The organism is Ktedonobacterales bacterium (genome assembly GCA_036557285.1).
Lineage (GTDB): Bacteria > Chloroflexota > Ktedonobacteria > Ktedonobacterales > DATBGS01 > DATBHW01.
The window spans coordinates 13,569-39,866 of record DATBHW010000045.1 but is presented as its reverse complement, the minus strand read 5'-3'; the positions used below and the strand labels follow the sequence as shown (position 1 = coordinate 39,866).

The following is a 26,298-nucleotide window of genomic DNA, read 5'->3' as shown; positions in this document are numbered from 1 at the left end:
GCTCATTCTCTGATTATAGTCAGAGAATCTAGTCTGATGCAAGGAGCCTGGAACGGTGGTCATGGCAATGGATAATATCCGATGGCAAGCACATCAAACAGCAGTTGGGGCTGCGCCACAAAACGCTGGGCAGGCACGCTCACCAATTGGTCAGCTTGCTCCGGCGCCGGCGGCCAGGGGTCCCGATCAAGCTGATGGGCGATCTGGCCTACAGTGTTCTGGAGTTGGGGCTCCACTGTGCCCGTCATCAGATCACGCTGATTGCCCCGTTTCGCCTGGACTCAGTCATCCACCAGCCCACGCCACCCCTCAGTAAGCATACGTTGGGACGACCGCCCGTAGTCGGCCCGCGCCTGCCCTCCCTCGAACGTGTGCTGCAGGATCCACAGACCCAGTGGCAGCGTCTGACCTTGGAGTGGTATGGGCAAGGCCAACGGACGCTGGAGTACTGCAGTGACACGGCCTGGTGGTATCGCTTTGGCTACACACCTCTGCCCATTCGCTGGGTGCTCACTCGTGACCCGGCGGGAAAGCGCCCGCCTAAGCTGGACTTTGTACAAAGTCCAGCGGGCGTTTCGCAACGCGGGACGAAGTGCAGAGGCCACTGATCAGGTGCTCCTCGACGCCACCCGTAGGCCCCTCATGCCGCTTCCTCCACAAGTCGCGCTCTTGCCTGTTATAATAGTGGGGATGACCCCGACAGACCCGTGACAGACGCTGGTCTTGCGTCGAGACGAAAGGAGGCGTCGGATGGTCTCGCAGCGAGCAGCCTGGCGTGGGAGGTGGAGCGAGCGCCTGCGGGTGCTAGGCGTGGGCGTGCTCTCGGGCTTGGGGGTCGGCTTGGGCGCCGCGATCATCGCTCGACTTCTCATGCGGCTCATCGCGGTGGCGCTGGGAAGAGCCCCCATGTTCACCGCCGCGACCTTCGTCCTGGTGCGCACTGGCCTCTACGACGGCATCTTGATGGGCCTCCTCTTCGTAGCCATCCGCCGGTATCTGCCGGGGGGCGGACTCCTGAGGGGCGTGGCGTTCGGGGTCCTGCTGCTGGCGCTGGCCCTGCTGCCCTTCGTGTTGCCCTTCCTGGGAGAACTCCAAGACGCCCCGGTACTGGGCAGTGCGCTCTTCGCTGCCCTGTTCCTAGCGGCGGGGATCGCCGAGGCGGCGGCTGTCGCTCAGCTGGAGCGACGCCTTCCTGCTCCGCGGCGGGGTCTAGCTTCGCTGCTGGGCTACGGGTTCCTGACGATGTTGGCCGTCTATACCGTGCTCTCGTTTGTGATCGGGTCCGTCGCCCTCCTGCTCGCGTGAGCCTGCTCGCCTCTGGGTGGCCGCCGACATGCGACGGCTCTTGGCCTGGCGCAAGCTAGGGGACTGCGCGCCACCCATGCTTGCCAAGGGATGCAGAGCAGTGAGGTCCGAAACACCCTCGCAATGGATACTTTCAATATGTGTAACCAATCATATGAGTTGGTGTCCCAAACTATGAGTAAAGGCTCGCTGAAGCTTGTACTTTTGCCGCTCTCTGCATTTTTCCAGCCTGCGCTTCCTTGGCTAACGACTCGCTGAGGGCCACTACACCCCAGGATCTATGAGACCTGAGCTCTCAACGAGATTGGGAGGCACTCCATATTATCCGGGACAGCAACGGCAAGTGCTTTCGGTAAGCTTTTGCGGCCAATTTGCCTTTTCGGCAAAGCTCTGCTGCCAGTGTTGTCAAAATCACTACCTCTCTGGTTTTCAGAGACCTCGAAATAGAGTGCCTTCGTCAAATGCCCGCAGCAAGGTATGCTTCCCGCAGCGGCAAAGTTATGGGAATACTCACAGAAGCACGCCATCAGAATCATCAACATTGCCGGAGACACCCACTGTTGATCCTCCGCAATTTGACGGCCTTTGACGGGGTTTGACGGCCTTTGACGGGCTTGACAAGGTAGAACTAATGTTCTATATTTGTGTATGGAGATGAGCGCCTCTCCTCTTTCCTTTCTGCTCTGGTCTTTCGTTTGAGTCCCCGCTCCACGAGGCTACAACGCCAGGACACGTACCCTTCTCTCAGTGATGAACGCTCACCTCACTTGAGGCCGTCCCAAAGAGCGCCTCTGCTACAGAAGGCGTGCAGGGCCACATTGTCTTTGTTTTTTTCTGCTCGTCTGCTAACAGCGGTGGCGTCTGCTCGCCCAGAGCATCCTACAGGTGGGGTGCTGGAAAGGAGGTTTGAGTCCCGATCTGCTCCTGTGTCTTTTGCTTGCCGTGACACCAGAGAAGTCGGAGCCTGGGAGCCAGAGCTGGTAGAGAGGAGTGCCTGGGACATGCCAGTCGGCCTCACGGACCAGCTCGAACGGTTTCTTTCGTAGTTATCAGAACGGGTCACCTCGTGAGGAGACCCCACCCGTTTTAAGAAAGGAGCACTGGAGACAGCCTCTCACTTGGGCTGCTCCCATGCCATGAAACAACGTTGGATCAAGACCACCTTGATGGTGCTGCTGCTCATATTGGGCACGAGCGCCCTCTCTGGGGGCGGGTACCTGGCCTTCGCAGCCGGAAAGAGTCCTTCGCTGGCTCAGGAATACTTCTATGGACCAGCCAACTGCCATAGCGACCCTACGTTGCCTGATACCTCTGGGAGCAAGCAGCAGTATGCCGACTATCTTGTGAACGTCATCGCGCCTCGCTACCATCTCGAAGCGGCGGTGCTCCTCTGGCAGGTGCAGCAGGAAAGCGGTTTTAATCCAAGCGCGCTCAGCCCGGCAGGCGCGATAGGCATTGCGCAGTTTATGCCTGCGATGGCCGCTGCCTATCACATCGATCCCTGGGATCCCTGGCAATCGCTGGATGGGATGGCTCGCTACGATCTAGACTCGTTGCGCGCCTTCTGGGACTGGTCGCATACAATTGCCGCGCGTTTCGGCGGGAACCGAAACGCTTATGCCTGGGGGCTGGCGCTGGCTGCCTATAACGCAGGCGGGCCCAACACCGGAAAGGCGCTGGGCTGGGCAGACCAACATAACTGGAGTCGTGGCCCCTGGACATGGCTCTGGTGGTTTGGTGATGCGAACCAAACCTTCTATTACGTCCCCAACATTCTTGGCTGCGAAGCTACCCCTACCGAACTTCCCGTCACCGCGCTCGTGGAGGATGTGCCACAGTATGTGCCTGATGGCTATGATAGCCAGGCGCAGTTTGAGGAATGGAACGGCTACACCTGCGGACCGGCGACCATGACCGCCATCTTGCGTGCCTATGGCGCGAAAACGCGGATCGGCATCCTCTTTGATCTGCTGTACTACCGTCAATTTGGCATTATGGGCATTGATAAGCAAGGATTGCATGGCCCAGATGGCTTTGTGCCCTTGCTTGCAAAGTACTACCCCAGGTGGTATGCCGTTTCGTTCAACGGAACCAGTACCGGCTACCTGAGTTATGCTCATCTGCAACGGATTGTGGAGGCAGGCTATCCGGTGGCAGCCGACTTTTGGAACGATGGGTCCTTCTGGCCCAATTTGTCACAAGGCCATTGGATGACTGTGGTTGGCTTTACCAAGACCAACGTGATCGTGCGCGATTCGAGTACGTTTCACCTGGACAACCAGTTGAGTATTGACTTGTTCAAAAAGCTCTACACCGGTCTGGCCGCGCCTGTCTTGCCGGTGGGGGCGCCGCTGCCATGACACGCCGCTGGATCAAGACCAGCTGATTGGCGATGACGGGTATTGTTTAGTAAAACAAGAGGTGACGAGACGACAAGACGGCTGCTCAAACGAACGAGTTTGAGCAGCCGTCTTCTTATAGAAGGGAATGGAGCACCGCTGGAAAAACACGAGAATTTCGGCCTATTCGGCAAAGCTCTGCTGCTAATACCTCCAAGATCGCTGCATTGCTGATTTCGAGGGGCATCGAAAAAGGATGCCTTCGTCAAATGCTGGAAGCAAGGGCATCGGTTTCCCAATCATCAAGGGCGCGATTTGCAAGACTGGCAACACCCTTCGAGGGGCCAACAAAATTCGCGTTTTGATACGAGCGGTGTTCACCCGATGCGCCTCTAAGCTCGCTTTATTGCCAGAGCAGCACGGAAGGAAGCTGCCCTGGATACGCCACGCGCAGCAGGGTATACCCCAAACCAGCAGTACCCTGAAAAAAGCCGAAATGTTGTACCTGCCTCGGCAACAAAGGGTCCAGCGCAAACGCGCCCCTTTGTTCTGCTCCCCTGACCATTTGCCCCATAGCCTGCCCGGCAACCCTCGCAAGCCGAAGGTCTGATAGCTGCTGAGCAGCAGTGAGCAGGATGTCTACTCGGCCCATATTGCCACAGCAGAGGTGATCCAGGGCTTGTACTCCTTCTTGCTCTGTCCTGTGCAGGGCAATCTCGATGTCTTTGCGTACCTGATCCGTATCCAGGGATGGCAGGCCACCCAGGCGTGCCAGGCCGATTCCGGGCGCGCCATGACACCAGGCAACGCGGAATTCCAGTGATTCCTCTGAGCGCAGGTCCGGCCAGTTATTGATCTCTGGCAGGAAGGTGCTATCCTCGTAGGCAATACCTTCGTCGGCTGCTTCTTGATAGCAGGTGTTGTGGGTAAGAGCATAAAGGCGCAGCAACGCATATGTTATCCCGGCAGCCCCGTGCGAGAAGCCCGTCAGTGGCTTGCCAGTGAAACCCGGCCAGGCTCGATAGCCAGAACGGCTGCACATCCGTGCTTCCAACAGGCGTTCTCCGCAAGCCACAGCGCGGTCCCGGATGCTCTGGTCAGGTGCCACGCCATAGAGCGCGAGTAACCCAAGCAGCGCCCCAGCCGAACCATCAAAAATGTCGAGAGCCTCATCTTTAGCAATGCTCTCGAAGGTGATCAACTCAGCCGCTTGTCTGGCGTCAGCCAACAGGGCAGGCTCGTCGAGCAATTGGCTGATGGCTGTCAGGGTGTAGACGACCGAAGCCAGGCCGGTGGCTGCACCAATACCCAGCTCTTTCGCCAGCCGTGAACCGTACAGATGGAGGGCCTTGCGGAGTGGTTGTAGCGCGCCCAGGGCTAGTTCACGATAGCCAGCGCCACCAGTGACCCGCTCTACCGCAGCCAGAAAGAGCGCGATGCCGCAGACGCCGGAATAGAGGTCATACCCAACTGGTTGAAGTTGGTAGCGATCTGCCCAGGACATATACTGGGGCACAATCCAGGATGCGCTCCCATCACTCGCGCGAATGGTGTGACGGTCAATCGTTTCTGCGAGTTGCAGGGCATGGGCCAGGAGGCGCTCTGGCTTCACCTGCTCATCGGCAGCAACCGGCTCTCCATAGAGGGAGGCATCACTCCTGACAGGTGTCCCTACCGGATCGCGCGCAACGTAAGCATAGAGCGAGCCGGAGATGAAACCAAGCTGCCGCTCTAAATCTTCGGCGCAGAGTGCCTGCAATCTGCTGATGACCAGATCGAAACTCGGCCCCCGGAAACAGCCCTCGATGCTCTGACCGGAGAGAAGGATGAGGCTGTCGCTGTCAGCACGGGTGCTGAAAAATGGAATATCCATTTGCTGCATTGCCTGCTGCTCTTCTGCCAGAATGGGCCACCAGCGCGAGCACTGACGTCTCTGCGAGGAAACTTCTGGGGGTGGCATGACTGCCAATCCCAACGCCTCCAGTTGGATGGTCCGGTCGGCTCCATCACGCAGATACTGAGGGGCGAGCAGGCACTGCAACAACGAACCATAGACCTGGGTATTGCGGTAGATCAGACGAAGCTGCTGGTGCTTCAGATCATAGAGCGGGCTGCCAGGCTTCAGGAGCGACTCCCGGTGAGCCAGCAGGAACCGATAACAGTGCTCGAACCCGGTAAGGACGTCTTCGCCATGTTCGGCCAGGAGCAACGAGATGCCGTTTTGTGAGGTGTAGTCAGTTGACGCCTCCACTTTGATCGGCTTTGACTTGAGTTCCATCCGATCAGTATTCACATGTTCCCAACGTGAGGCTATCGTCTCGAACACCAATTCGTCAGGGCCACGCAGACCACTGATATCGTAAGCCTGGTGTCCATTTTTGTCTATCTGCCAGCTTGGTAAGAAGCCCGTATGCAGCACGGAATCGGCGATCATCTCCTGGGCCAGCAACTGTGCCTGCACGCCGTCATCCAGGCTTTCCAGATAAGCGCGATGCTGCATCAGCGCCTCCATATCCACCAGCACCGGATGTTCGCCGTGAGCAACCAGATTATTATGATGGCAGTCCGTTCCCACCAACACATACATCAGGCACAACAACATCCCCGCCCGCTGATAATAGCGCCGCCCTGCCTCCGCATCCTGGCAGCGCAGCTGCGTGACAAATTCCACCCAACCATAGCTTCCCCGGTTGATAACGGTGAGTATTTTGAACGGGAGGGAGATACCCTGCTCATTCATCCAGGCAAGAAGGCGATTATAGGCCACCTCAATGCCCAGGTTCTTGGGTTTGTACACCAGCTTGTGGCCTGATGCGAACGTGAGCGCCAGGACACTACGCCTGCCACGATGCGGGTCAGAGAGCGCAGCCTCGATCTTGACGACCTGCGCCAACGCATCGGCAGCCCCCAATACCTGCTCAATGCTCGCCCAGTCAGCCGCCAATCGTCCAAGAAACTCAGCAGTGGCTTCGACCCAGAGTTCTGTAACCCTCGCCAGCAGCCGGGCAAGGACAGGATAGTGCTGGAAGAACTCTATCAGTTCCCCGCCAAGTATCTGTTCAACGAAGTCCTGATAGAGCGTGCGATCATCGGAGTCTTGAAGCTCACTCAGCAGGCGTGTTATAGGAGAACGCGCCTGGAAACGTTTAAGAGAAAACTCCAGGTGAAAAGCCCGCGCGGCATAGCCAGTCAACTCCTGAAGCAGATGGCGTTCGAGGGAGGTATGCGCCTCGCAGCTCAAAAGGTGGTAAGCGGCTCCGGCATGTTCCTTCAGCCGCTGCTGGGCTACGAGAAGGAATGGAGTGATGAGTTCTTCAAAAGGAAGAGGGTCGCTGGGGACAAGACAGCGCAGATGAGCAGGGTGATCCAGGTTGCGGCGCTTAGCCGAACCAGATGGAGCAATGGCGAGCCTCAAAACGGCATCCAGCAGGCTTGCCCAGGAGGGAAGGGCTGCGCCCTCACGCATATGTACCTTGCCAAGAACGCCCCGTACTTTTTCTACATCAAGGCCGTCCCAGGCCAGACGCTGCTGAAACAGATCCCAATTCCCCCTGGCGATGACCTGGCGCCATGTATCAAGGCGCGCGTTGACAACTTCGTGGCTTTCTTCGCTGCTCTCGGAAACGAAAGCAGCGCCTAGCCGTTCATCAAGAGAACTAGCCGCTGCAATGATGCTGAGTACAGCGGGTTGCACGAGAGATAAGGCTGGCATCATTCCCCCTTGTTGCGCCGAAATGACTGCTCCACTCAAGATGCAAAGGGAGCTTGCCTCGCCAGAAAATCCGACGAGGCAAGAAGAGGAAGCTTGAACTAATCGTTTTGCTAGCCTGGCCCTGGCTTATCTGCAACTCTGTAGTGTAGAGAGCGTCTGATGCGTGCTCGCCCCACAGGTGCAGCAGCCTCCGCCAACCCCATCGCGGGGGCGGCCACCAACAGCCTGTTCGAGTTCGGCATCAGATAGATCGCTCATACCCACTTGTGCTTCTCCAGGGATGACGATATGGATGTCCGTTGGAGTCTCCTGATGAATATGGATGTTGACCCCTGGGGGAACGGTGGCGCCGAACTCGGCCTGTAATGCAGCCTTGGGATCGCTGAGCAATCGCTGCCGGAATGTTGTGTCTCGCATTGCTTTGGCGACGATTGGGTCTTGTTGCTGATGCTCTTGAGCCATGTGTTTTTTAACCTTTCTTTTGCTTCTACCACTAGGAATCTGCCTATAATTAGCTTCGCCGACTACTTCCCAACAACCGAGGCTTTCTGCCGTTGACAGCCACTATTCTAGGGGCGCAAGATGCTCCAGGAACAGATACAACTGACACTGAAAACTGATACTGGTTTCGGTCTCGTTCAGCGTTGGTCACTCAGGCAGGTGTAGATATGCAATTGAAAGCGCATTGTCTCGGGGTTTTGCCGCCCCTCGGCAATACACAGGGTCGTGTTTAGCCAGCGGTAGCGTTCGTCCTCGGCCTCGAAGAGCGCGGTGAGCAGGTGCTGGCCCTGCCAACTCAGGGTGGTTTGGGTACCCATCGTGCGCCCTTGCAAGGTGAAGAGGATCGGCGCTCCGTCCCCTGTGGTAATCACCCCATGCGCATTAGGCAACATGACGCCATCGCTGCGGCGCTGGGGATGGTTCACCCAGCGAATCCGTCCAGCAAGCTGGTCTCCAGAGGCAATCCCTTCCCCGGTTCCAAAGCCGGTCCCTTCCTCGCTGGCGTAGGGTTGAATCAGGGTGAAGCCACCTTGATACCCAAGTTCCATATCACAGAGATGCTCAAGCCTCATCTTTCTGACCTCTCATTTCTGGGAATGGCAATGTGAACCTGGATCGTGCGTCTGCTTCCGTTTTCAGCTATACTAGCAGCAACTGATGTGCGAGGTAGATTCTTGCCCTTGGCTGGGGTGAACATACTCCCAAGAGGTATAAGGTTGACAGGTACAACTGATACTGAAACCGATACAACTGCCGACGTTCTTTCCTCATTCGGAGTCTTGCTGAAACGCTACCGGCGAGCCGCTCATTTCACGCAAGAAATGTTGGCCGAGCGCGCTGGCTACAGCACCACCTACTTGAGCAAATTAGAACGAGGAGAGCGACAGCCACTCGCTTTTACGGTGGCTACATTGGCTGAAGCTCTGGGGCTGGATTCCAGCGAGCGCGCGACGCTCGAAGGTGCAGCCCAACGAACCTCTTCAGTCACTCGCTGGCAGCCTCAAGCGAATGTTTCCACTGCCAACGTCGCTCTTTTGCCGCTGGTTGGGCGGACGGAAGAGCAGAGGTTTCTGGCGCGCTACCTCGCTGATGAGGAGCCACTCCTGCTCCTGGTGCTGGGTGAACCAGGTATCGGCAAAACGCGTCTCTTACAGGAAGCTGCCCAGCAGGGGCAGCGGCATGGCTGGCGCGTCCTGGATGGCCGCTGTCATCGGCACAGCGATCAGGAACTGTATGCTCCGCTGCTTGGCGCGTTGGAACGCTACCTGGCCCACCAGTCCCTGGCAGGGCAACGCGAAGCGTTGCAGCAGTGCGGCTGGTTGCTTCGGCTGCTCCCAGAACTGGCAGAGGTAGCTGGCCTCTCATTGCCTCCCTGGAACGTTCCACCTGCCCAGGAGCGCAGATTGCTCTTTGCTGCCGTGCGGCGCTTTCTGGACAACATCGCGGGAGCATCCGGCACGCTGTTGGTTCTGGACGATCTTCAGTGGGCCAGCGTTGATACACTCGATTTGCTGACAAGCCTCTTTCGGTCCAATGCCAGGCGACCATTGCGCATTATCGGCGCCTACCGCCATAACGAAGTCCTCTCAACCGATCCCCTCAGCCTGGCAATGGCAGATTTGGCCCGTGAGGTTGGCGCCCAGCGCCTGGAACTTGGCCCGCTCGCGTCTCCAGATGCCGAAAAATTGCTGGGCCTGCTGCTGGCTGGCTCCACCATAGACCAGGAGGCGCCGCTGGTGGAGACGGTTCTTCGGCGCGCTGGTGGTGTGCCTTATTTTCTGGTCAGTTGCGCCCAGGGGTTGCGCACCGGAACATGGGGTGGCGCAGCCGGGGAGGCCATTCCCTGGCAGGTTACTGAAACCATCCGGCAGCGGGTCGGCGCCCTCTCAGAGGAGGCGCAGTACCTGCTGGGAGCCGTAGCTGTGGTGGGGAACAATGCGCGCCGATCAATTCTGCTGGCGCTGGCTACCCAACTGGGATGGGGCAAACGGGCGGTGCTTCTGGCTCTGGAACAGGCTTGCCAGGCGCGGCTGTTAGTGGAACAAGGCGAACATAGCTATGCGTTTGCCCACGATCTCATTCGCGAAGTGCTGGCAGAGGGTATGAGCGCGGTGCGGCGGGCTATCCTGCACCAGCAAATTGCTGAAATCCTGGAACAAGAGATGCATCCGCCAGTTGCGGTACTTGCGTATCACTATAGTCAGGCCGGGCTGTCAGAGAAAGCAATTGCTTATCTCGAACTCGCCGGAGACCACGCCCGAACCGTCTATGCCCATGAGCAGGCCGAGCGGTACTACCGGGCGTGGCTAGAGCGCCTGATCCAACTGGAGCGCCCTGGCGAGGCGGCGCGGGCACGTTTTAAGCTGAGCGGTGTCCTCTTTGTGCGCGGGCAATATAGAGGCGCGCTTCCCATCCTCGAAGAGACACTTGCGTTTTATCAGCAGACCAACGATCTTGAAGAGCAAGCAAAGGTAGTGGAGCAGATAGGACACGTCTACGCGGCACTCGGCGCCGCAGAAAAGGGTATTCCTTTTCTGCAACACTGGCTTGCTTCCCCCAGCCTTTATACGTTCTCGACCTACCGGCGATGCGCGTTGTATCTCACCCTGACCTATCTCTTGATGAACAGCAGCCGAAATACCGAGGCGTTATCCGCAGCGCGGCAGGCCGTTGATCTGGCTCAGCAGGCCCAGGATGCCCGACAATTGGGCGTGGCACGGTGGTATCTGGGCAGAGTGCTTATGCTGCTCGGTCGTCTGAAAGAAGCAGTGCAGGCGCTTGAAGCCGCCATTCCGCTGGCTGAGCAAGCTGGTGATCTGCGGTGTCTCTGTCACGTCTTCTCTAACCTCAGTCTGATTGCCGATGAGCGGGGTGAACCGATTGCTGGGAAACAGTATGCTGAGCGAGCAACTCTTCTGGCTGAGCAGATGGACGCGCCAGTGCTTCTGGCGCATGTCCTGGCAAGTCGTGGGTTTAATGCCTCCGTGCTGGGAGACTGGCGCCAGGCCCAGCAGGATTATGAGAAAGCGATCACCTTGTTGCGCCAGGCAGGGATGCCCTGGGGAGCGGCCTATGCCCTGCTCAATTTTGGCGCGCAACTTCTGGCTCAAGGCCAGGAGGCTGGCAGAGCGTATCTGGAGGAAGCTACTGAACTTGCCAAACGCAGCGAAGACCTGTTGGCGCTCCGTATGGCGCAGAGTATGCTGGCAGAACAAGAGCTTCTCCTGGGCGCTCCAAAACAAGCGTGTGATCGCCTGGAGCCTCTTCTGGAGGAGGCCACACAAGAACAGCGGAACCCGTTCTCCCTGCTTCCGCTGGTGGCCTGGGCGCAGTTAGAACTTGGAGAGAAAACCCAGGCCCAGCGCCTGGTAGAGCAGGCGCGCATTGGAGCAACTGGCGAGCAGCTACGGCCAGTGCTTTTGGAGGTGTTGCTAGTACAGGCGCGGCTCGCAGCAAAACAAGCGCGTTGGCAAGAGGCTGAGGAGGCACTAGAAGCAGCATTGAAACTTTGTCGAGAGATGCCCTGGCCCTACGCCGAAGCCAAAACGCTCTTTGTAGCAGGGCGGGTTTCTCACCTGCGAGGGGAGACTGGGCCAGCGCGCGAACACTTCGAGGCGGCACTGATCATCCTCCATCGCCTTGGTGAGCAACTCTACGCAGGAGTCATCCAGCAGGCGCTTGAAGAGCTTCCCTTGCCCACTGATCGGGCAAGCGTAGAATGACTCCACGCTCTTGCTTTCTCTCCGGCGTTTGTTCTATTGCTCTGCCCGTCTGGCCGGGTGAATTGTATCAGTTCCAGTACCAGTTGTACCTGTTTTTGCCCTGCCGTTTCTGCTACGCTGAGCAGTGTCAAACACGCGCTCAGAACCGCCCGCAGGATCTTGCGAGGTGAACATTGGAACGGTGGAGCATGTAGCATGGTCCAGCGACAGCACATTTTTCGCCAGCAGGCGCTCGATCACTATGCACAGCGGCAGGAGAAAACCATCTTACCACGCTCGGTTGCCCCACCCTTCCTCCTTTGCCTGTGGATACTCCTGGGGCTTCTGCTCACTTCCATTGTGCTTGCCTGGCAAGCACAGGTACCAAGATACGCCGGGGCGGCAGGACTGTTTATCCAAAATGAGCAGATCACGCCTCAGCACACCGGCGAAGTGCTGGCGCTACTCTTTGTCCCTTTCCCCCTCTCCCCGGAAGTGCAGGTTGGGCAAGCAGTCAACCTTCAGCTTGCGGCAACTGGTGAGCAATTCCAGGCAGTTATTCGCGCAATTGAAGTGGGCGTCATCACCCCGGCTAATGCTCGGACGCGCTACGGACTCACTGGTGATCTGGCCTTTACCATCAGCCAGCCCTCGGTCATTGTGACAGCCACACTGGCAACACCACTCCCCCCTGATATGTCTGTCGGTAGGAGGATCAGCGCCCAGGTCCAGGTAGGGTCGCGCTCGGTACTCTCGCTGTTGCCAGAGTTGCTGCAAGGGGTCTTGGGAGGGTAAGCGAATGGACCGCCGTGACTATCTCCCCCCACCGGGAACTGAAGATGACGAGACGACGGTTCTGCTTTCGCCCGAAGAGCGGCGGCTGTACTACCAGCGCCGGTCAGCGTTGCTCAGCGGTCTCATTACTCCAGGGCAGCCACAGGGGGTCTCACCAGCCCTGGCGCAAGTCATTGAACACCGCGAGCAGGCGCAAGCCAGGCAAACGCGCGCGCTCAGCGCGTTGATTCAGGAAGAGCTTGAACGAGACCGAGCGCAGCTTCCCCTGCCAACAAAGTCGGCTGCTCTGGCTGGAACCCAAGAGCCTGCTCCTGCTCAGACGGCAGCGTCTGAAACAGCTCGCATCGCACCACCGCAGCAGGCAAGGCTTTCCCGGTGGCGAAAACTTTTGGCGAAGCTGCGACCACGACGGGTACCCGTCTTGCTTCAGATGAGCGTGGTGGAATGTGGCGCCGCCTGCCTCGCCATGATCCTGAGCTATTACGGGCGAAGAACCAGCGTTTCCGAAGTGCGCGAACATTGCCAGGTCGGGCGCGATGGTCTCTCTGCCCTGGATATTGTCAAAGCTGCGCGCACCTATGGCCTCCGTGTCCGAGCCGTCTCGCTCCAGGAAAACGACCTCCGGCTGATCACCTTGCCAGCCATTATTCACTGGGAGTTCAACCACTTTATGATCGTCGAGCGGGCGTCTTCTCACCAGGTAGAAGTCGTTGATCCTGGACTGGGACGCCGCCGTCTGAGCAGCGAAGAGTTTTTCAACGGCTTCACTGGTATTGTGATCATGCTGGAGCCAGGTGTACGTTTTGACCAGACTACCAGGGGACGAAAGATCGATCTGCGTGGCTATGTGTTGAACTACCTGAAAATTGCTCCAGTGTCTCTGGCGCAAATCCTTGGCGCCTCGCTCTTGCTCCAGCTTTTTGGGCTGGCTGTGCCCCTCCTGACGGCTATTGTGATCGATCAGATTCTTCCTTTCAAGCTCAAGGATGTCTTGCTGGTGCTAGCTATCGGCTTGTTCATTCTCATTGCAGCCCAATCGGTCGTCATGCTGCTGCGGGCCTCACTCCTGCTCTATTTGCAAACCCGCGTGGATACCCGAATGATGCTCAACTTCTTTGAGCAGTTACTCTCGCTGCCGCTCCGCTTCTTCCATCAGCGTTCAAGCGGCGATATTCTCGCCCGTTTAAGCAGCAATAGCATCATTCGTGACACCATCAGCAATCAGTTGATCTCAACGTTCCTCGATGGCAGTTTTGTCATCACCTATCTCATTATCCTCTTCAGCCAGTCAGCTATCTTTGCGTGGTTGACCCTGGCTATTGGCCTCCTGCAAGTGGTCATGCTTATCGTTTCCACGCGTATGATCCAACCGCTTGCCAAGCAGGAGCTACTCACTCAGGGGAAATTTCAGGGCTATGCCGCCGAAGCCCTGGTGGGGGTCACGACTCTCAAGGCAGCAGGAGCCGAACAGCGAGCACTGGAGCGCTGGACCAATCTTTTCTTCGAGCAAATGAATGCCTCGGTACGTCGGAACTACTTCTCGTCTCTGGTGGATACGCTGGTGACGAACCTGCGTGCGTTTGCCCCTTTGCTCTTGCTCGTCATCGGGACCGCGCAAGTCCTTAATGGCGCGCTCGATGCAGGAACCATGCTGGCCCTGGTGGCCCTGGTTACGTCCTTCCTGACGCCTCTCGGCTCGCTGGTGTCAAATGGGCAACAGCTTCAACTGGTGCGCTCCCACCTGGAACGAGTGGCTGATGTGCTGGAAGCAGAGCCAGAGCAACCGATACAGGCGGTCAGCCAACCACCACGACTCACTGGGCATATTCGCCTGGAGCATGTGCAGTTTCAATATGCGCCGCAATCCCCAGTCGTGCTGCATGATATTCACCTGGTAATTCATCCCCAACAGAAGGTAGCCATTGTCGGGCGCACCGGGTCAGGCAAAAGTACACTGGGCATGCTGCTGCTGGGCCTGTATCTGCCGACGACTGGAGAGATTTACTACAATGGTCTCTCACTGCGGACGCTGGATTACCAGGCAGTTCGTGCACAATTTGGAGTCGTAACGCAGGGCACGACGCTTTTCAGCGGATCTATCCGAGAAAACATTGCCCTCAATCACCCTGGAATGCCGATGGAGCAAATCGTCCAGGCTGCCTCAGCCGCTGCCATCCACACGGACATCCTTCAGATGCCGATGGAGTACGAAACCGCTGTTGCGGAGGGTGGAAGCGCCCTTTCTGGAGGCCAACGCCAGCGGCTGGGACTCGCACGGGCGCTGGCAACGAATCCGGTTATACTGTTGCTGGATGAGGCTACCAGCGCACTGGATGTCGTAACCGAACAGGCCGTCGAACGCAACTTACACGCGTTACGCTGCACGCAAATCATCATTGCGCACCGCTTGAGTACTATTCGCAATGCCGATCTTATCCTGGTCATGGATCAAGGCACTATTGTCGAGCGTGGAACTCATGAGGAATTGCTCAGCCGTAATGGCTACTATACCCACCTGATCCAGAGCCAGTTGGCAAGCGGAGAGGTAAGGAGGTGACAGTATCACAATCGCTAGCGAACTATTGATTGGTTGGTATGGCTCCTGCTGCCGCCAGCGCCCTTGGCTGGACTGACCAGGCAAACGTGAGCCATACTGGCCGAACTGCTAACGGCCTCTATCTCCTGCCGACGACACGCGCCGGAGTCGGAGAATGCTTGTCTTTCCTCTCGACCTTTGGCTCTGTGCTTATCCGTTGAACGGACGCTTGCCGAAAAGTGGTCAGAGGACGCGCCTGTTTTACCCTCTTCGCGATTTTCAAGGGGAACCAGCCTCACCACAGGACAAGCATACACCCGAAGCAACGGGCTGTCAAACATGTCAGAATACGCAAGGAAAGATGAGGATGCGCTATGAATCCAACAAACAGTTCCAACACCGATATACCACCATACACCTGCTCTGGCTGAAACGAGAATGTGCGGGCAAACTTTAGCAACCGGCCACGAACACTCTATGAGGGAAGGCTCAGTATTGTCAGAGGACTCAGCCAGGACTACTATCGGAAGCGTCCGCTCAAGTTCGGTGGCGGCCTGTCGGCGCCACATGAATATCTGCCCCGATAGGCTCGCGTAAGAGCCGGTTCACCACCGAACCATAGAGCAGATAATGCCAGCGGCTTCGGGTAGGTTGACCAATCACGATCTGGGTGATATGCCGCTCACGCGCGACCTTTGCTAAGCTAGCCGCAATATCGTGTCCTTCCACGCGCAGAACCTCCGCTCCCAGGTCTTCCGCCAGGCGTATCTGCTCGCTCAACTGTTCGACGGCTGGCGAGTGGGCAGGGAGGAAACGGCGCGGGGTCACAACGGTGACGGCCAGGAGAGGCGCTTTGAGGCCACGCGCCAGCCGCCAGGCATCGCGCAGCAACTGCTGAGAATGCGAGCGGCCATCGAAGGCGACCATCACCCGCTCAGTCGCGGTCGTGGCCCAGGCAAGCTCCCCAGCCTCCTCGCGGCCCTGCATCAGTGCTTCAAGCTGGGTCTCGGTTTTTTCGGCTGTGCGCCGGAGCGCCAGTTCGCGCAGCGCCGTCAAGTTGCTCTGGGAGAAGTAATTTTCCAGGGCCTTGAGAGCGCGCTCCGGTGGGTAAACATTGCCATGACGCAGGCGCGCCCGCAAGGCATCGGGGGCTATGTCGACAAGTTCCACCTCGTCGGCCTCATCCAGAATGCGATCAGGCAGCGTCTCACGCTGGCGAACGCCAGTGATGGCCTCAACAATATCATTCAGCCCCTCCAGATGCTGGATATTGAGGGTAGAGATGACGGTAATGCCTGCCGCCAGTAATTCCTCCACATCCTGGTATCGCTTGGTGTTTTTGGAGCCGGGGGCATTGGTATGGGCCAACTCATCAACCAGCGCGACCTGGGGATGCCGGGCCAGTACTGCCTCCGTATCCATCTCTTCCAGCGTGATGCCTCGATACGTTACTTTCTTGCGCCGCACCACTTCGAGGTCGCCGATTTGCTGCTCGGTGAGGGTCCGACCATGTGTTTCCACGTAGCCGATGACCACATCTGTTCCTCGCCCTTTGCGTCGGCGTCCTTCATTGAGCATCGCGTAGGTTTTGCCAACTCCGGCGGCCATGCCCAGGTAGATGCGCAGCCGTCCCCGTTGTGGCTTCCTCTCTTCAAGAGAAGTTGACATATCCCCGGCGCTCACTTCAGGTGGCTGGGCATCGCGCAGTTTATACCGGTCAAGTAGTTTTTCCGGGTCCGGGCGTTCCGGCTCTTGTGCTGTCTCGTAGCTGGCGATAGGACTTCACCTCTTTTCTTCGTGTATTCAGCTTAGCCGTCCAGCGCCAGGTTGAGTTCCAGCACGTTGACATACGGTTCGCCAAGCACGCCCAGGTTGCGGTCATGGATGTGGCTCTGGATGAGATCTTGCACCTGCTTCAACAGCATCCCGCGCTCTTTTGCCACGCGGCACGCCTGATACATGGCTCCTGCAACAGAAATATCGGGGTCCAGCCCTGATCCCGAACTGGTCACGAGATCGACCGGAATCGGGGTTCCGGGGACGTTACATGCCTCCTCTTCTTTGAGCAGCTTGAGTTCTGCCTGCACCTCGGCTTGCAGATTGCTGCTGGTCGGACCATTATTCGAGGCGCTGGAGTTTGCGCCGTTATAGGGTTGGGACTGCGAGCCATCATTGCTCAGTGTTGCCGATGGCCGCCCGTGAAAGTACCTGGGGTCCGTCCACTCCTGCCCAATCTGTTCGGAGCCGATGGTCTGCCCATTGTTAGTGACCAGGCTGCCATTAGCCTGATAGTTGAATAGCACCTGCGCCACACCGGTAATCACCAGGGGATAGGCGAATCCCAGGATGATAGTCATCACCAGCGTCAGGACAATGGCGGGCCGCAGATAATCAAGGATGAGTTTCCCGCGCCCGCGCGGTGTGGCTGGCGGGGTTTCAGCAGCGGCTTCTGGGGCTTCTTCGAGATGAGAGTCTTGCGGTTGCTTGCTCATGGCAGATACTCCTCGCCTATGCCAGACCCAGGGCGGCCAGGATCAGGTCAATGGCCTTGATCCCCAGGAATGGGGCGATGATTCCTCCGATACCGTAGATAATCAGATTGCGCTGCAAGATGGCTGCCGCTCCCAGCGGGCGGTACTTTACCCCGCGCAGCGCCAGCGGAATCAGCGCGACGATGATGAGGGCGTTGAAGATCACGGCGGAAAGGATGGCGCTGTGGGGCGTCGTCAGGCGCATGATGTTGAGGCTGTTCAGCGCCGGATAGGCAACAGAGAACATCGCCGGAATGATAGCGAAGTACTTCGCCACATCGTTGGCGATGCTGAATGTCGTCAGCGCGCCGCGCGTGATCAGCAACTGCTTGCCAACCTCGACAATCTCAATCAGCTTGGTGGGATTGGAGTCCAGATCGACCATGTTGCCCGCCTCTTTGGCGGCCTGGGTGCCGGTGTTCATCGCCACGCCCACATCGGCCTGTGCCAGCGCGGGCGCGTCGTTGGTGCCATCGCCCGTCATGGCGACGAGCCTGCCCCCCTCCTGCTCTTGTTTGATGAGTTTCAGCTTGGTCTCTGGCGTGGCCTGAGCCAGAAAGTCATCAACTCCCGCTTCTCTGGCGATGGCAGCGGCGGTCAGCGGGTTGTCGCCGGTAATCATCACGGTGCGGATGCCCACCTTGCGCAGTTGCTCGAAACGCTGGCGCATGCCGCCCTTGACGATGTCTTTGAGATAGATGACGCCGAGCGTGCGGTCATTCTCGGCCACAACCAGCGGCGTGCCGCCCGCCCGCGCGATGCGTTCGACAATGGGGGCCAACTCCTTGGGGTTCTGCCCTCCAGCCTCTTGCACAAAGGCGGCCACCGCATCGCCCGCGCCTTTGCGAATCTGGCGCCGCGTGCCATTTGGCGTATCCAGATCGACCCCGCTCATGCGCGTCTGGGCGCTGAAAGGGATGAAGGTCATGTTATGCGCGGCCACCTCGCGCCCGCGCAACTGATAGCGCGCTTTCGCCAGCACCACAATCGAGCGGCCCTCCGGCGTTTCATCGCTGAGCGAGGCCAGTTGGGCCGCGTCGGCCAGTTCCCCTTCGCTGACCCCTGGCAGCGCGATGAACTCGCTTGCCATGCGGTTGCCCAGCGTGATGGTGCCGGTTTTATCCAGCAGCAAGACATCAACATCGCCCGCAGCCTCAACAGCGCGCCCACTCAGCGCCAGCACATTGCGCTGGACCAGCCGGTCCATGCCCGCGATGCCAATAGCCGAGAGCAGCCCACCAATCGTGGTAGGAATCAGACAGACGAGTAAGGCGATCAAGATGGTAATCGAGACCGGGCTGCCTGAATAGATGGCAAACGGTTCCAACGTCACCACCGCCAGCAGGAAGATGATGGTCAGGCTCGCCAGCAGAATGTTGAGCGCAATCTCGTTGGGCGTCTTTTGTCTGGCCGCGCCTTCGACCAGCGCAATCATGCGATCCAGAAAGGTTTCACCTGGATTGGACATGATCTGGACAATGATCCAATCGGACAGAACCCTCGTTCCGCCCGTGACTGCCGAACGGTCCCCGCCGCTCTCGCGGATGACCGGCGCCGACTCGCCCGTGATGGCCGATTCATCAACGGACGCGACGCCTTCGACCACTTCGCCATCGCCGGGGATCAGGTCTCCCGCTTCGACCAGCACCAGATTGCCTTTGCGCAACTGCGGCGCGGGCGTCAGGATAAATGGACTCTCGCGTCCTCTGGCCCCCTCTTTGAGCAGCTTAGCCTGGGTTTCGGTGCGGGCGCGGCGCAAGGTATCGGCCTGAGCTTTGCCGCGCCCCTCAGCCATCGCCTCGGCAAAGTTGGCAAAGAGTACCGTAAACCAGAGCCAGATGGAGACGGCCAGCGTAAAGCCCAGGTCGCTGCGCAGCGACGGATCAAACAGCGCGCGGACAAACTCAATAGTCGTGATGACGCTGCCGATTTCCACTACGAACATGACCGGGTTGCGCGCCTGCGCACGCGGATTGAGCTTGATGAACGAATCAATGATCGCCCGCGCCAGGATTTTGCGATCAAAGAGCGAGGTCTTGTGTCGGCGGCTGCTCACGCTCTCCTTCCCGCCATCCCCGGTCGTCTCTGGAGGGTCTACCGGCACATTTTTGGCCGACGCTTGAGGCGCTGCCTGTGATGGGTTCTCTTCGTATGCTGACATGGTTTTTGCTTTCTTTGCCCTCTAGAATATCTTCCCTGCCCACATCAAGAGTTGTTCGATAATCGGACCAAGCGCATAGGCTGGGATGAAGGTCAGGGCGCCAACTATCAGGATCACCCCAACCAGTAGCGCCGAGAAGAGCGGTCCCCCGGTGGGCAAAGTTCCCGCTCCCGCTGGCACGATCTTCTTTCGCGCAACCGACCCGGCGATTGCCATGAGCGGAATGACGAAGAGCATGCGCCCGATGAGCATGGCAAACGCCTGCGTCCAGTTGTAGAAGGGCGTGTTGCTCCCCAACCCGGCAAAGGCCGACCCGTTGTTGCCAGTGGTGGAGTGGTAGGTGTAGAGGATTTCTGAGAGGCCGTGTGGCCCGGCATTGTGAATGGGGCCGACGCCCACAGGAGTAACGCTGGCAATGGCGGAAAAGCCCAGGATGCTCAGGGGTAAGATCAGCAGCGCCAGAGCTGCCATCTTCATTTCTTTGCCTTCGATTTTCTTGCCCAGATATTCGGGCGTGCGTCCCACCATCAACCCGGCAATAAAAACCGCGAGGATGGCAAACATGATCATGCCATACAGCCCAGAGCCGGTCCCGCCAAAGACAATCTCGCCCAGGGCAATATTCCCCAAGGGGATCATGCCCCCCAGCGGTGTATAACTATCAAGGAAGCTGTTGACTGCCCCGCAGGATGTGACCGTCGTGGTCACAGCCCACAGCGCCGAATTGGTGATGCCGAAGCGCACCTCCTTGCCTTCCAGGTTGCCCCCGGAAGAGGAGATGGTTCCGGTATGGATGGATTGGTCAACGGTGAACGTCTGATTGCCGACATGCTGCGTCGTCAACAGTGGATTGCCAACCTGCTCGGCAGGGATGACGATAAAGACGGCCACCAGATAAAGGAAGGCCATCGCGCCAAAGAGCGCCCAGCCCTGTCTGGTGCTTCCCGCCATCTTGCCAAAGAAGTAGACAAGACCTGCCGGAATCATCAAGATGGCAAACATCTCCGCCAGGTCTGTCAGTGCGTTGGGATTCTCAAAAGGATGGGCAGAGTTGGTATTGAAGAAGCCGCCGCCGTTGGTGCCCAATTCTTTGATGATCTCTTGCGAAGCCACCGGACCCATCGCCAGGGTTTGTGTCTTGCCTTCCAGCGTGTGGACGACTATATAGTCGTTGAAGTTCTGGATGACGCCCTGCGAAACTAGAAAGATAGCCCCGACGATGCAGATGGGCAACAGCAGGTACAGGATACAGCGCGTGAGATCAACCCAGAAGTTGCCCAGTGAGCGGGCGTTGCGGCGAGTGAAGCCACGCACCACCGCAACCGCCAGGACAATGCCAACGGCAGCGGAAGTGAAGTTGTGGACGGCCAGCCCGGCCATCTGAGTGAAGTAACTCATGGTCTGCTCGCCAGCGTAATTCTGCCAGTTGGTGTTGGTGGAAAAGCTGACAGCGGTATTCCAGGCCAGCCCTGGCTCAACACCTCCCACATGTTCAGGATTCAGCGGCAAGACACCCTGAAGGCGCTCAATCAGATAGAGCAGCAGCAAGCCAACCACTATAAACAGGAGCATGGCAATGGTATAGCCCACCCAGCCTTGCTCTTGCTCCTGGTGAATGCCACAGACCCAATAGATAGCTCGCTCCACCGGGCGCAGCACAGGCGAGAGCCAGGTGCGGTCGCCGCGAAAAATATGATACATATACAGGCCCAGCGGTTTCGTCACCAGCAGCACCAACCCAAAGAGGATAGCAACCTGAACTTCGGCGTTGAACGTAATCAGGCCGATGGCAACCAGCCAGATGAGCGGGATCAGGGCCGCCACCGCCAGCACGACGATCAAGGCGCTTTGCTTGAGTGTTGGGAGGGGGAATCTGCGCATCGTGACAGCCATTATCAACCTCCTCCCCTAGAACCAGTCGGGCCGCAGCAGGGCGGCAAACAGATAGATGCCGACGAGCAGCGCCACGATCCCCACAAGAAGGTACTCCAACATGAAGACCATACTCCTTAAAGGTATACGCGCATCCTTAGATGCGCTTGCAAAAGAACACGAAAGCGCCCAGGGCCACAAAGGTGATCAGGGCCACGACGACGACCAGCAGGTCATACATCTCAGGTACGCTCCTTTTCTGAGGGGTTGTACTGATCTTCGGCATCCTCGGCTAGTTCGACAGAGGATGCGCCCAGCACCCGCTGAATGAGGCGCAGCAGCGCCTCAATGGGAAACGGTTTAAGCAGCACTGCAACCGGATGAAATGCCTCCAGGCGGCTGCGCACGGGACGAACGGCGGTGATGATAATGACCGCAGGCGCCCTGGCGCGTTCAGCCTGCTCTGGATAAGGTGGGGCATTGGTCTGTTCCAGCGCGCGCAGCAGATCCCATCCGGTGCGGTCGGGCAGGTTCAGGTCAAGCAAGATCAGATCGAACTGCCGCGCAAAGGCGGCCAACGCTTCCTGGGCAGAGGCAACGCCCTCAGCCTCGATCACCGTGTGGCCCCGCCGAACCAGATTGAGGACAATGATACGCCGCAGCGGCGCTTCATCTTCCACGACCAGGATGCGTGCCATCAGAAACCCTCCTTAATAGGTATCCAGCCATGCCCTTGGCCTCTGTTCCCTCTAAAGGGAAGCATAGCCTGCCCAGGTCAAGACCCCATCAAGAAAGGCGGCCCGAAGGGTTAAGATCGTATCAAGAATATGGAATCAGTGGGAGTGAGGGGGTTCGTTGACACGCAACCGATAGCCGATGCCCAGTTCAGTGAGGAGGTAGCGGGGACGGCTTGGATCAGGCTCGATCTTGCGGCGGAGTTGGTTGAAAAAGACGCGCAGATAGCGCACCTCTTGTTCATAGGCCGGTCCCCAGACGGCCCGCAGAATGGCTCGATGGGTAAGTACCCGGCCCGCGTTGATCGCCAGATATTTGAGGAGGTCATATTCGATAGGTGTCAGATGAATTTCCCGGCCATCCATCCTGACCTGGCGTCGTTCAAAGTCGATCACCAGCGCGCCAGTTTGGAAGAGGGCCTCGCGGTCGCTGCTGCCCGCTGCGCGCGCCATATGGCGCAAGGCGACCCGCACGCGAACGATCAATTCAGCCATGCTAAACGGCTTGGTGAGATAGTCATCAGCGCCCAGTTCCAACGCCGTCACCTTGTCGGCATCTGCGCCGCGCACGGAAAGCACAATGATGGGCGCCTGCGACCATTCGCGCACTTGCCGACAGACTTCGATACCATCTTGATCGGGCAGAGCCAGGTCGAGGATGATGACATCAGGATGCCAGCGCGCTACCAGTTCAAGGCCCTCCGCGCCGGTAGATGCCCAGTCAACAGTGAACCCGGCGCTGGTCAGCCCGGCGCGCACAGCCCGCCAGATTTCTGGCTCGTCATCAATGACCAGCACACGAGCCGACGGGCCGCGCTGTGGTCCAGTGGGAGTCTGCGGGCGAGGCGCCCGCGCTTCAGGGGGGGTGTCAGGATCGCTGTTCATGGGGCAGTGACCTCCGGTGGATAGGCGGGCTGGCGCCCCTCGCGCTCCTCCAGCGGAGGCACATCTGTGAGAGCGCCACCAGCGGGCATGGGCAGGGTAAAGATAAACGTTGCGCCATTGCCAGGCAGACCTTCGGCCCAGATGCGCCCACCATGCGCGTGGATGATGTTGGCGCAGATGGCAAGGCCCAGGCCCGTGCCTGCTGGTGGCCGTGACTTTGTCCAGGGGAGGCGCACTTGCTGCACGCGATAGAATTTATCGAAGATGGCCTGCAATTCAGAAGCAGGGATACCAATGCCCTGATCCGAAACCCGCACCTCCAATGCCGTGCCCTCCTCTGGCGACTCTTTCACCTGTGCTTGAATCCGAACGACACTGCCTGCCGGGGAGTATTTAAGGGCGTTTTCGATCAGGTTGGTCAGCACCTGCTCGATTTGCTCGTGATCCATCGGCACGAGCGGTATTGTATCAGGAATGTCAACCTGAAGGTGGTGATCCCGTCCTTGCCCTGCCAGGTCCAATCGGTCGAGTACGGTTGCTACGATCTCGTCAATGAAGTGCCAGTCTTTCTGTGGTTCTGCTACCCCTGCTTCCAGCCGCGAGAGATCGAGCAAATTACTCACCAAACGATTCAGCCGCCCAACGCTGGTAGTGATGGATTCCAGCAACTCCTGTTGTTCTGCCTGGTTCCAGGTCACTTCAGGCTCCAACAAGCTGCTGGCCGCTGCCTGGATGGAGGCCAGCGGCGTTCGCAGTTCGTGACTGACCGAGCCGAGCAGCACATCTTTGAGGCGATTACTTTCGCGGAGGGCTTCGGCGTGGATGGCCTGCTGTTGGAGCGTTGCCCGTTCGAGGGCGGGGGCGATCTGGTCGCAAAAGGCTTCAAAGAGTTCTGTTTCGGGGCCACGCCCACTATACGCCAGGAGAGGGGTAGCCGACCGCTCTGGCAGGCGCGCCAGTCTTGAGACGAGGCGACGACTTTCTGGCATGCCCAGGAATCCCAGGACGCCCACCACTTCGCGGCGACTTTGCAGCGGTACATAGATGAGGCTGTATTCCTGCTGGCGCCGCCCCTCTTGCAGGCGCAGGGCCTGCCCAACAGGAGACGCCTGCGTCAACGCCCATCCGGCGAGGGCAGACTGCTCACGCTGCTCCAGGTTAAAAGTAGTTGGCGGGAGCGTACCCATTGCTGCCGCTCGCATCACCAGATGTTTGTTGGGGTCTGGCAAGAAAAGCGCGCAGCCCCTGACTCCGAAGGGCGTAAATACATCGAGGACACGCTGTACCAGCGCATCCAGAAGCGCCTGCTGATCAGTGGTGGAGGCGACCAACTGTGCCAGCGCATAGAGGGTGGCGGTTCGCTGCTGGCTCTCTCGCACTTCGCGGGCGCGTGCTTGCACCAGCGCGGTGAGTTGGCCCAGGACCAGCGCCGTTATCAGGAAGACGAACAACGTTACCCACTCGGCAGGGTCATCCACCGTCAGGCGATGAACGGGTGGGATGAAGAAAAAATCATAGGCCAGAAAGGCCAGCACTGATGCCAGGAACGCTGGCGCCCATCCGAAGGCGGTTGCCAGCCAGAGGATGACGAGCAAATAGATCAACGAGATATTGGCGATATGGATGAATTGCTCGATGAGGCCAATGACGCCAGAAGCCAGAGCAACGCCCAGCGCCGCAGCAACGTAACCTTTCCACCCGGGCACACGCGAGGCTGGAAAGAGGAAACGCGCCAGGAAGAAAAGCAGGGAATAGGAACGTGACGGCTTGGGCGCTGGCGCAACCCGGTGGACCACCTGCCCGCGCGGCGCCACAGGTGCAGTAGCCTCTGGCAACTGCTCATGTTGATCTGATGGAAGTGTCATAGTTGGTACCTTCTTCTTGCCCTGCCCCCCTCTACCTGGAGCATGCTGCAAGAAACTTGCCCTCTGCCCAGGGAGTCCCTTGGGGTGCAGGAAATATGCTCCAGGCGGCCACCAGCGATACTGGCCCGCAGCCTTCCCACTCTGGCGCCTGGGCAGCCTCCTGGAAAGAAGCATAGCCCGTCAAGATCAAGTTGATGTCAAGAAAGAGAGGCCAGGCCGTTAAGATCATATCAAGATTGGCGCATGTCTCGCTCTGGCAGCAGAGGCTAGAGAGAAGAGACGCCATCGTCGCCTCGGATTGGGTTGACAACTGGGGTATAAGGATGGCCTGGAACAAACAGCACAGCGCCAGTGGGCCGAGCAAGTGGTGCGCGCTGTCAGCCAGGCTTTCCCTGAAGAGACTCTTGAACGCTGGCCGCGCCATGAAGGCCACGGCCCAGGGTCGCAGCCGCTCGTAGAAGACTTGCAGGGTCCGTTCACCGCTGATGGCATAGCCGAAGAGTACGGCCACAAAGTCGATCACATCATAGCGCCCGAACCGCCGCCGGGCAAAGCGGACCTGCTCAGCAATGGCTGCCCGCCCTCCTTGCGTTCGCAGGTAGTGAGCGATGAGAGCCACTTCGCCCATCCAGCCAGGGGTGGAGGACATGAATTGGGCAGAAGTCTGGATCGTGACTGAAGAGTGCGTCATACGGCTTCTGTGGGCTCCTTGTCTCAAACAGCTCCCATGATCGTTGTTTCTTGTGCTGACGTCTCCTCAGCTTTCTCAACCGCACACAGGGTGAGAAGCAGGTGTCACCATCGCCGCGTTCGACCCAGCAGGATGAAGATGGCAGGGTGAGACTCGTGGGACATGCCATCTTCACCGTTCTCCTCTGCGGACTTTACCGCCTCTCCATCTGGAGAGAGAGGTGCAGGGACAGCGTCTCTTGATCAAGCCAGACCGAAGGGCGTATGCCCTTCGGTTCGCAGACATGGCGCACTTGCTCGGCGATCCACTGGGTATGCATCTCAAGGGATGCTCCATACCGCTCAAATGGCTCACGGTCAATCACCGTAACCTGAACGCTCCAGGTATTGTCATGGTGCTGAACATGAACGTGTTCTGCACCATGGGTGAGCGCCAAGGCTTCCGCAATCTGTCTGGCTTGCAGTTGAAGCGAGGCGGGGGGGTGAAGATCTGCTCTGTCGCCATGTCCGGGTTCGACGAAGGTCGCAGCCGCCTCCGCTGGACTGAGCCCTGCCTTCAGCGCCAGCGCCAGGGCGTAGCCATGCAGCACCTGCACATGGTGCTGTAACCAGGCAATAGTTTGTTCATCGGACAGGGTGATGAGAGAACGCTTCTCTTTCATGATGAACCC

The 26,298-nt window shown here is 58.5% G+C and carries 19 protein-coding genes; 5 read left to right on the top strand and 14 right to left on the bottom strand.

Annotated elements, in window-relative coordinates; translation table 11 throughout:
* Positions 1 to 59 precede the first annotated feature (59 nt).
* Complete coding sequence (locus VH599_13405) at positions 60 to 236, bottom strand: hypothetical protein (GenBank protein HEY7349305.1); 177 nt, start codon at positions 234 to 236, stop codon at positions 60 to 62.
* 514 nt (positions 237 to 750) lie between these two features.
* Between VH599_13405 and VH599_13400 the strand changes: the two genes are divergently transcribed.
* Both VH599_13400 and VH599_13395 read left to right on the top strand, forming a co-directional pair.
* Positions 751 to 1,305, top strand: coding sequence for a hypothetical protein (locus tag VH599_13400; GenBank protein ID HEY7349304.1), 555 nt, complete (start codon positions 751 to 753; stop codon positions 1,303 to 1,305).
* 1,136 nt (positions 1,306 to 2,441) lie between these two features.
* Positions 2,442 to 3,665 (top strand): transglycosylase SLT domain-containing protein, encoded by a 1,224-nt coding sequence (locus tag VH599_13395; GenBank protein ID HEY7349303.1) that lies wholly within the window; start codon positions 2,442 to 2,444, stop codon positions 3,663 to 3,665.
* Between the two features lie 382 nt (positions 3,666 to 4,047).
* On the opposite strand, the gene VH599_13390 is transcribed toward VH599_13395, so the two are convergent.
* The 3 genes from VH599_13390 to VH599_13380 all read right to left on the bottom strand — a co-directional run bounded on the left by VH599_13390 (position 4,048) and on the right by VH599_13380 (position 8,429).
* The gene (locus VH599_13390) at positions 4,048 to 7,356 is read right to left on the bottom strand and encodes a type 2 lanthipeptide synthetase LanM family protein (protein HEY7349302.1); all 3,309 of its coding nucleotides are present in this window, start codon (positions 7,354 to 7,356) and stop codon (positions 4,048 to 4,050) included.
* Between the two features lie 126 nt (positions 7,357 to 7,482).
* On the bottom strand, positions 7,483 to 7,818 hold the full coding sequence (locus VH599_13385; protein HEY7349301.1) for an NHLP leader peptide family RiPP precursor: 336 nt from the start codon (positions 7,816 to 7,818) through the stop codon (positions 7,483 to 7,485).
* Between the two features lie 176 nt (positions 7,819 to 7,994).
* Positions 7,995 to 8,429 (bottom strand): DUF3237 family protein, encoded by a 435-nt coding sequence (locus VH599_13380; protein HEY7349300.1) that lies wholly within the window; start codon positions 8,427 to 8,429, stop codon positions 7,995 to 7,997.
* A 144-nt stretch (positions 8,430 to 8,573) separates the two neighbouring features.
* Between VH599_13380 and VH599_13375 the strand changes: the two genes are divergently transcribed.
* From VH599_13375 to VH599_13365, 3 genes are all read left to right on the top strand, one after another.
* Positions 8,574 to 11,579 (top strand): AAA family ATPase, encoded by a 3,006-nt coding sequence (locus VH599_13375; protein ID HEY7349299.1) that lies wholly within the window; start codon positions 8,574 to 8,576, stop codon positions 11,577 to 11,579.
* Between the two features lie 195 nt (positions 11,580 to 11,774).
* Complete coding sequence (locus VH599_13370; GenBank protein HEY7349298.1) at positions 11,775 to 12,353, top strand: hypothetical protein; 579 nt, start codon at positions 11,775 to 11,777, stop codon at positions 12,351 to 12,353.
* 4 nt (positions 12,354 to 12,357) lie between these two features.
* Positions 12,358 to 14,910, top strand: coding sequence for a peptidase domain-containing ABC transporter (locus VH599_13365; GenBank protein ID HEY7349297.1), 2,553 nt, complete (start codon positions 12,358 to 12,360; stop codon positions 14,908 to 14,910).
* 516 nt (positions 14,911 to 15,426) lie between these two features.
* Here the strand turns inward: VH599_13365 and VH599_13360 are convergent.
* The 10 genes from VH599_13360 to VH599_13315 form a co-directional block, all read right to left on the bottom strand.
* Positions 15,427 to 16,557 carry a universal stress protein gene (locus VH599_13360; protein ID HEY7349296.1) on the bottom strand — a complete coding sequence of 377 codons (1,131 nt, stop codon included), beginning with the start codon at positions 16,555 to 16,557 and terminating at the stop codon, positions 15,427 to 15,429.
* A gap of 140 nt (positions 16,558 to 16,697) precedes the next feature.
* Positions 16,698 to 17,381, bottom strand: coding sequence for a potassium-transporting ATPase subunit KdpC (kdpC, locus tag VH599_13355; protein HEY7349295.1), 684 nt, complete (start codon positions 17,379 to 17,381; stop codon positions 16,698 to 16,700).
* 16 nt (positions 17,382 to 17,397) lie between these two features.
* Positions 17,398 to 19,581 carry a potassium-transporting ATPase subunit KdpB gene (kdpB, locus tag VH599_13350; GenBank protein ID HEY7349294.1) on the bottom strand — a complete coding sequence of 728 codons (2,184 nt, stop codon included), beginning with the start codon at positions 19,579 to 19,581 and terminating at the stop codon, positions 17,398 to 17,400.
* A gap of 21 nt (positions 19,582 to 19,602) precedes the next feature.
* On the bottom strand, positions 19,603 to 21,474 hold the full coding sequence (gene kdpA / locus VH599_13345) for a potassium-transporting ATPase subunit KdpA (protein HEY7349293.1): 1,872 nt from the start codon (positions 21,472 to 21,474) through the stop codon (positions 19,603 to 19,605).
* A 15-nt stretch (positions 21,475 to 21,489) separates the two neighbouring features.
* A complete protein-coding gene (locus VH599_13340; protein ID HEY7349292.1) occupies positions 21,490 to 21,585 on the bottom strand; it encodes a potassium-transporting ATPase subunit F in 96 nt (31 codons plus the stop codon).
* A gap of 110 nt (positions 21,586 to 21,695) precedes the next feature.
* A complete protein-coding gene (locus VH599_13335; GenBank protein HEY7349291.1) occupies positions 21,696 to 22,151 on the bottom strand; it encodes a response regulator in 456 nt (151 codons plus the stop codon).
* A gap of 135 nt (positions 22,152 to 22,286) precedes the next feature.
* The gene (locus VH599_13330) at positions 22,287 to 23,072 is read right to left on the bottom strand and encodes a response regulator transcription factor (GenBank protein ID HEY7349290.1); all 786 of its coding nucleotides are present in this window, start codon (positions 23,070 to 23,072) and stop codon (positions 22,287 to 22,289) included.
* Positions 23,069 to 24,937, bottom strand: a complete 1,869-nt coding sequence (locus VH599_13325) for an ATP-binding protein (protein HEY7349289.1) — start codon at positions 24,935 to 24,937, stop codon at positions 23,069 to 23,071. The genes VH599_13330 and VH599_13325 overlap by 4 nt, the downstream gene beginning before the upstream one ends.
* A 31-nt stretch (positions 24,938 to 24,968) precedes the next feature.
* Positions 24,969 to 25,628 carry a hypothetical protein gene (locus tag VH599_13320; GenBank protein ID HEY7349288.1) on the bottom strand — a complete coding sequence of 220 codons (660 nt, stop codon included), beginning with the start codon at positions 25,626 to 25,628 and terminating at the stop codon, positions 24,969 to 24,971.
* A gap of 193 nt (positions 25,629 to 25,821) precedes the next feature.
* Positions 25,822 to 26,289, bottom strand: a complete 468-nt coding sequence (locus VH599_13315) for a hypothetical protein (protein HEY7349287.1) — start codon at positions 26,287 to 26,289, stop codon at positions 25,822 to 25,824.
* Positions 26,290 to 26,298: the final 9 nt, after the last annotated feature.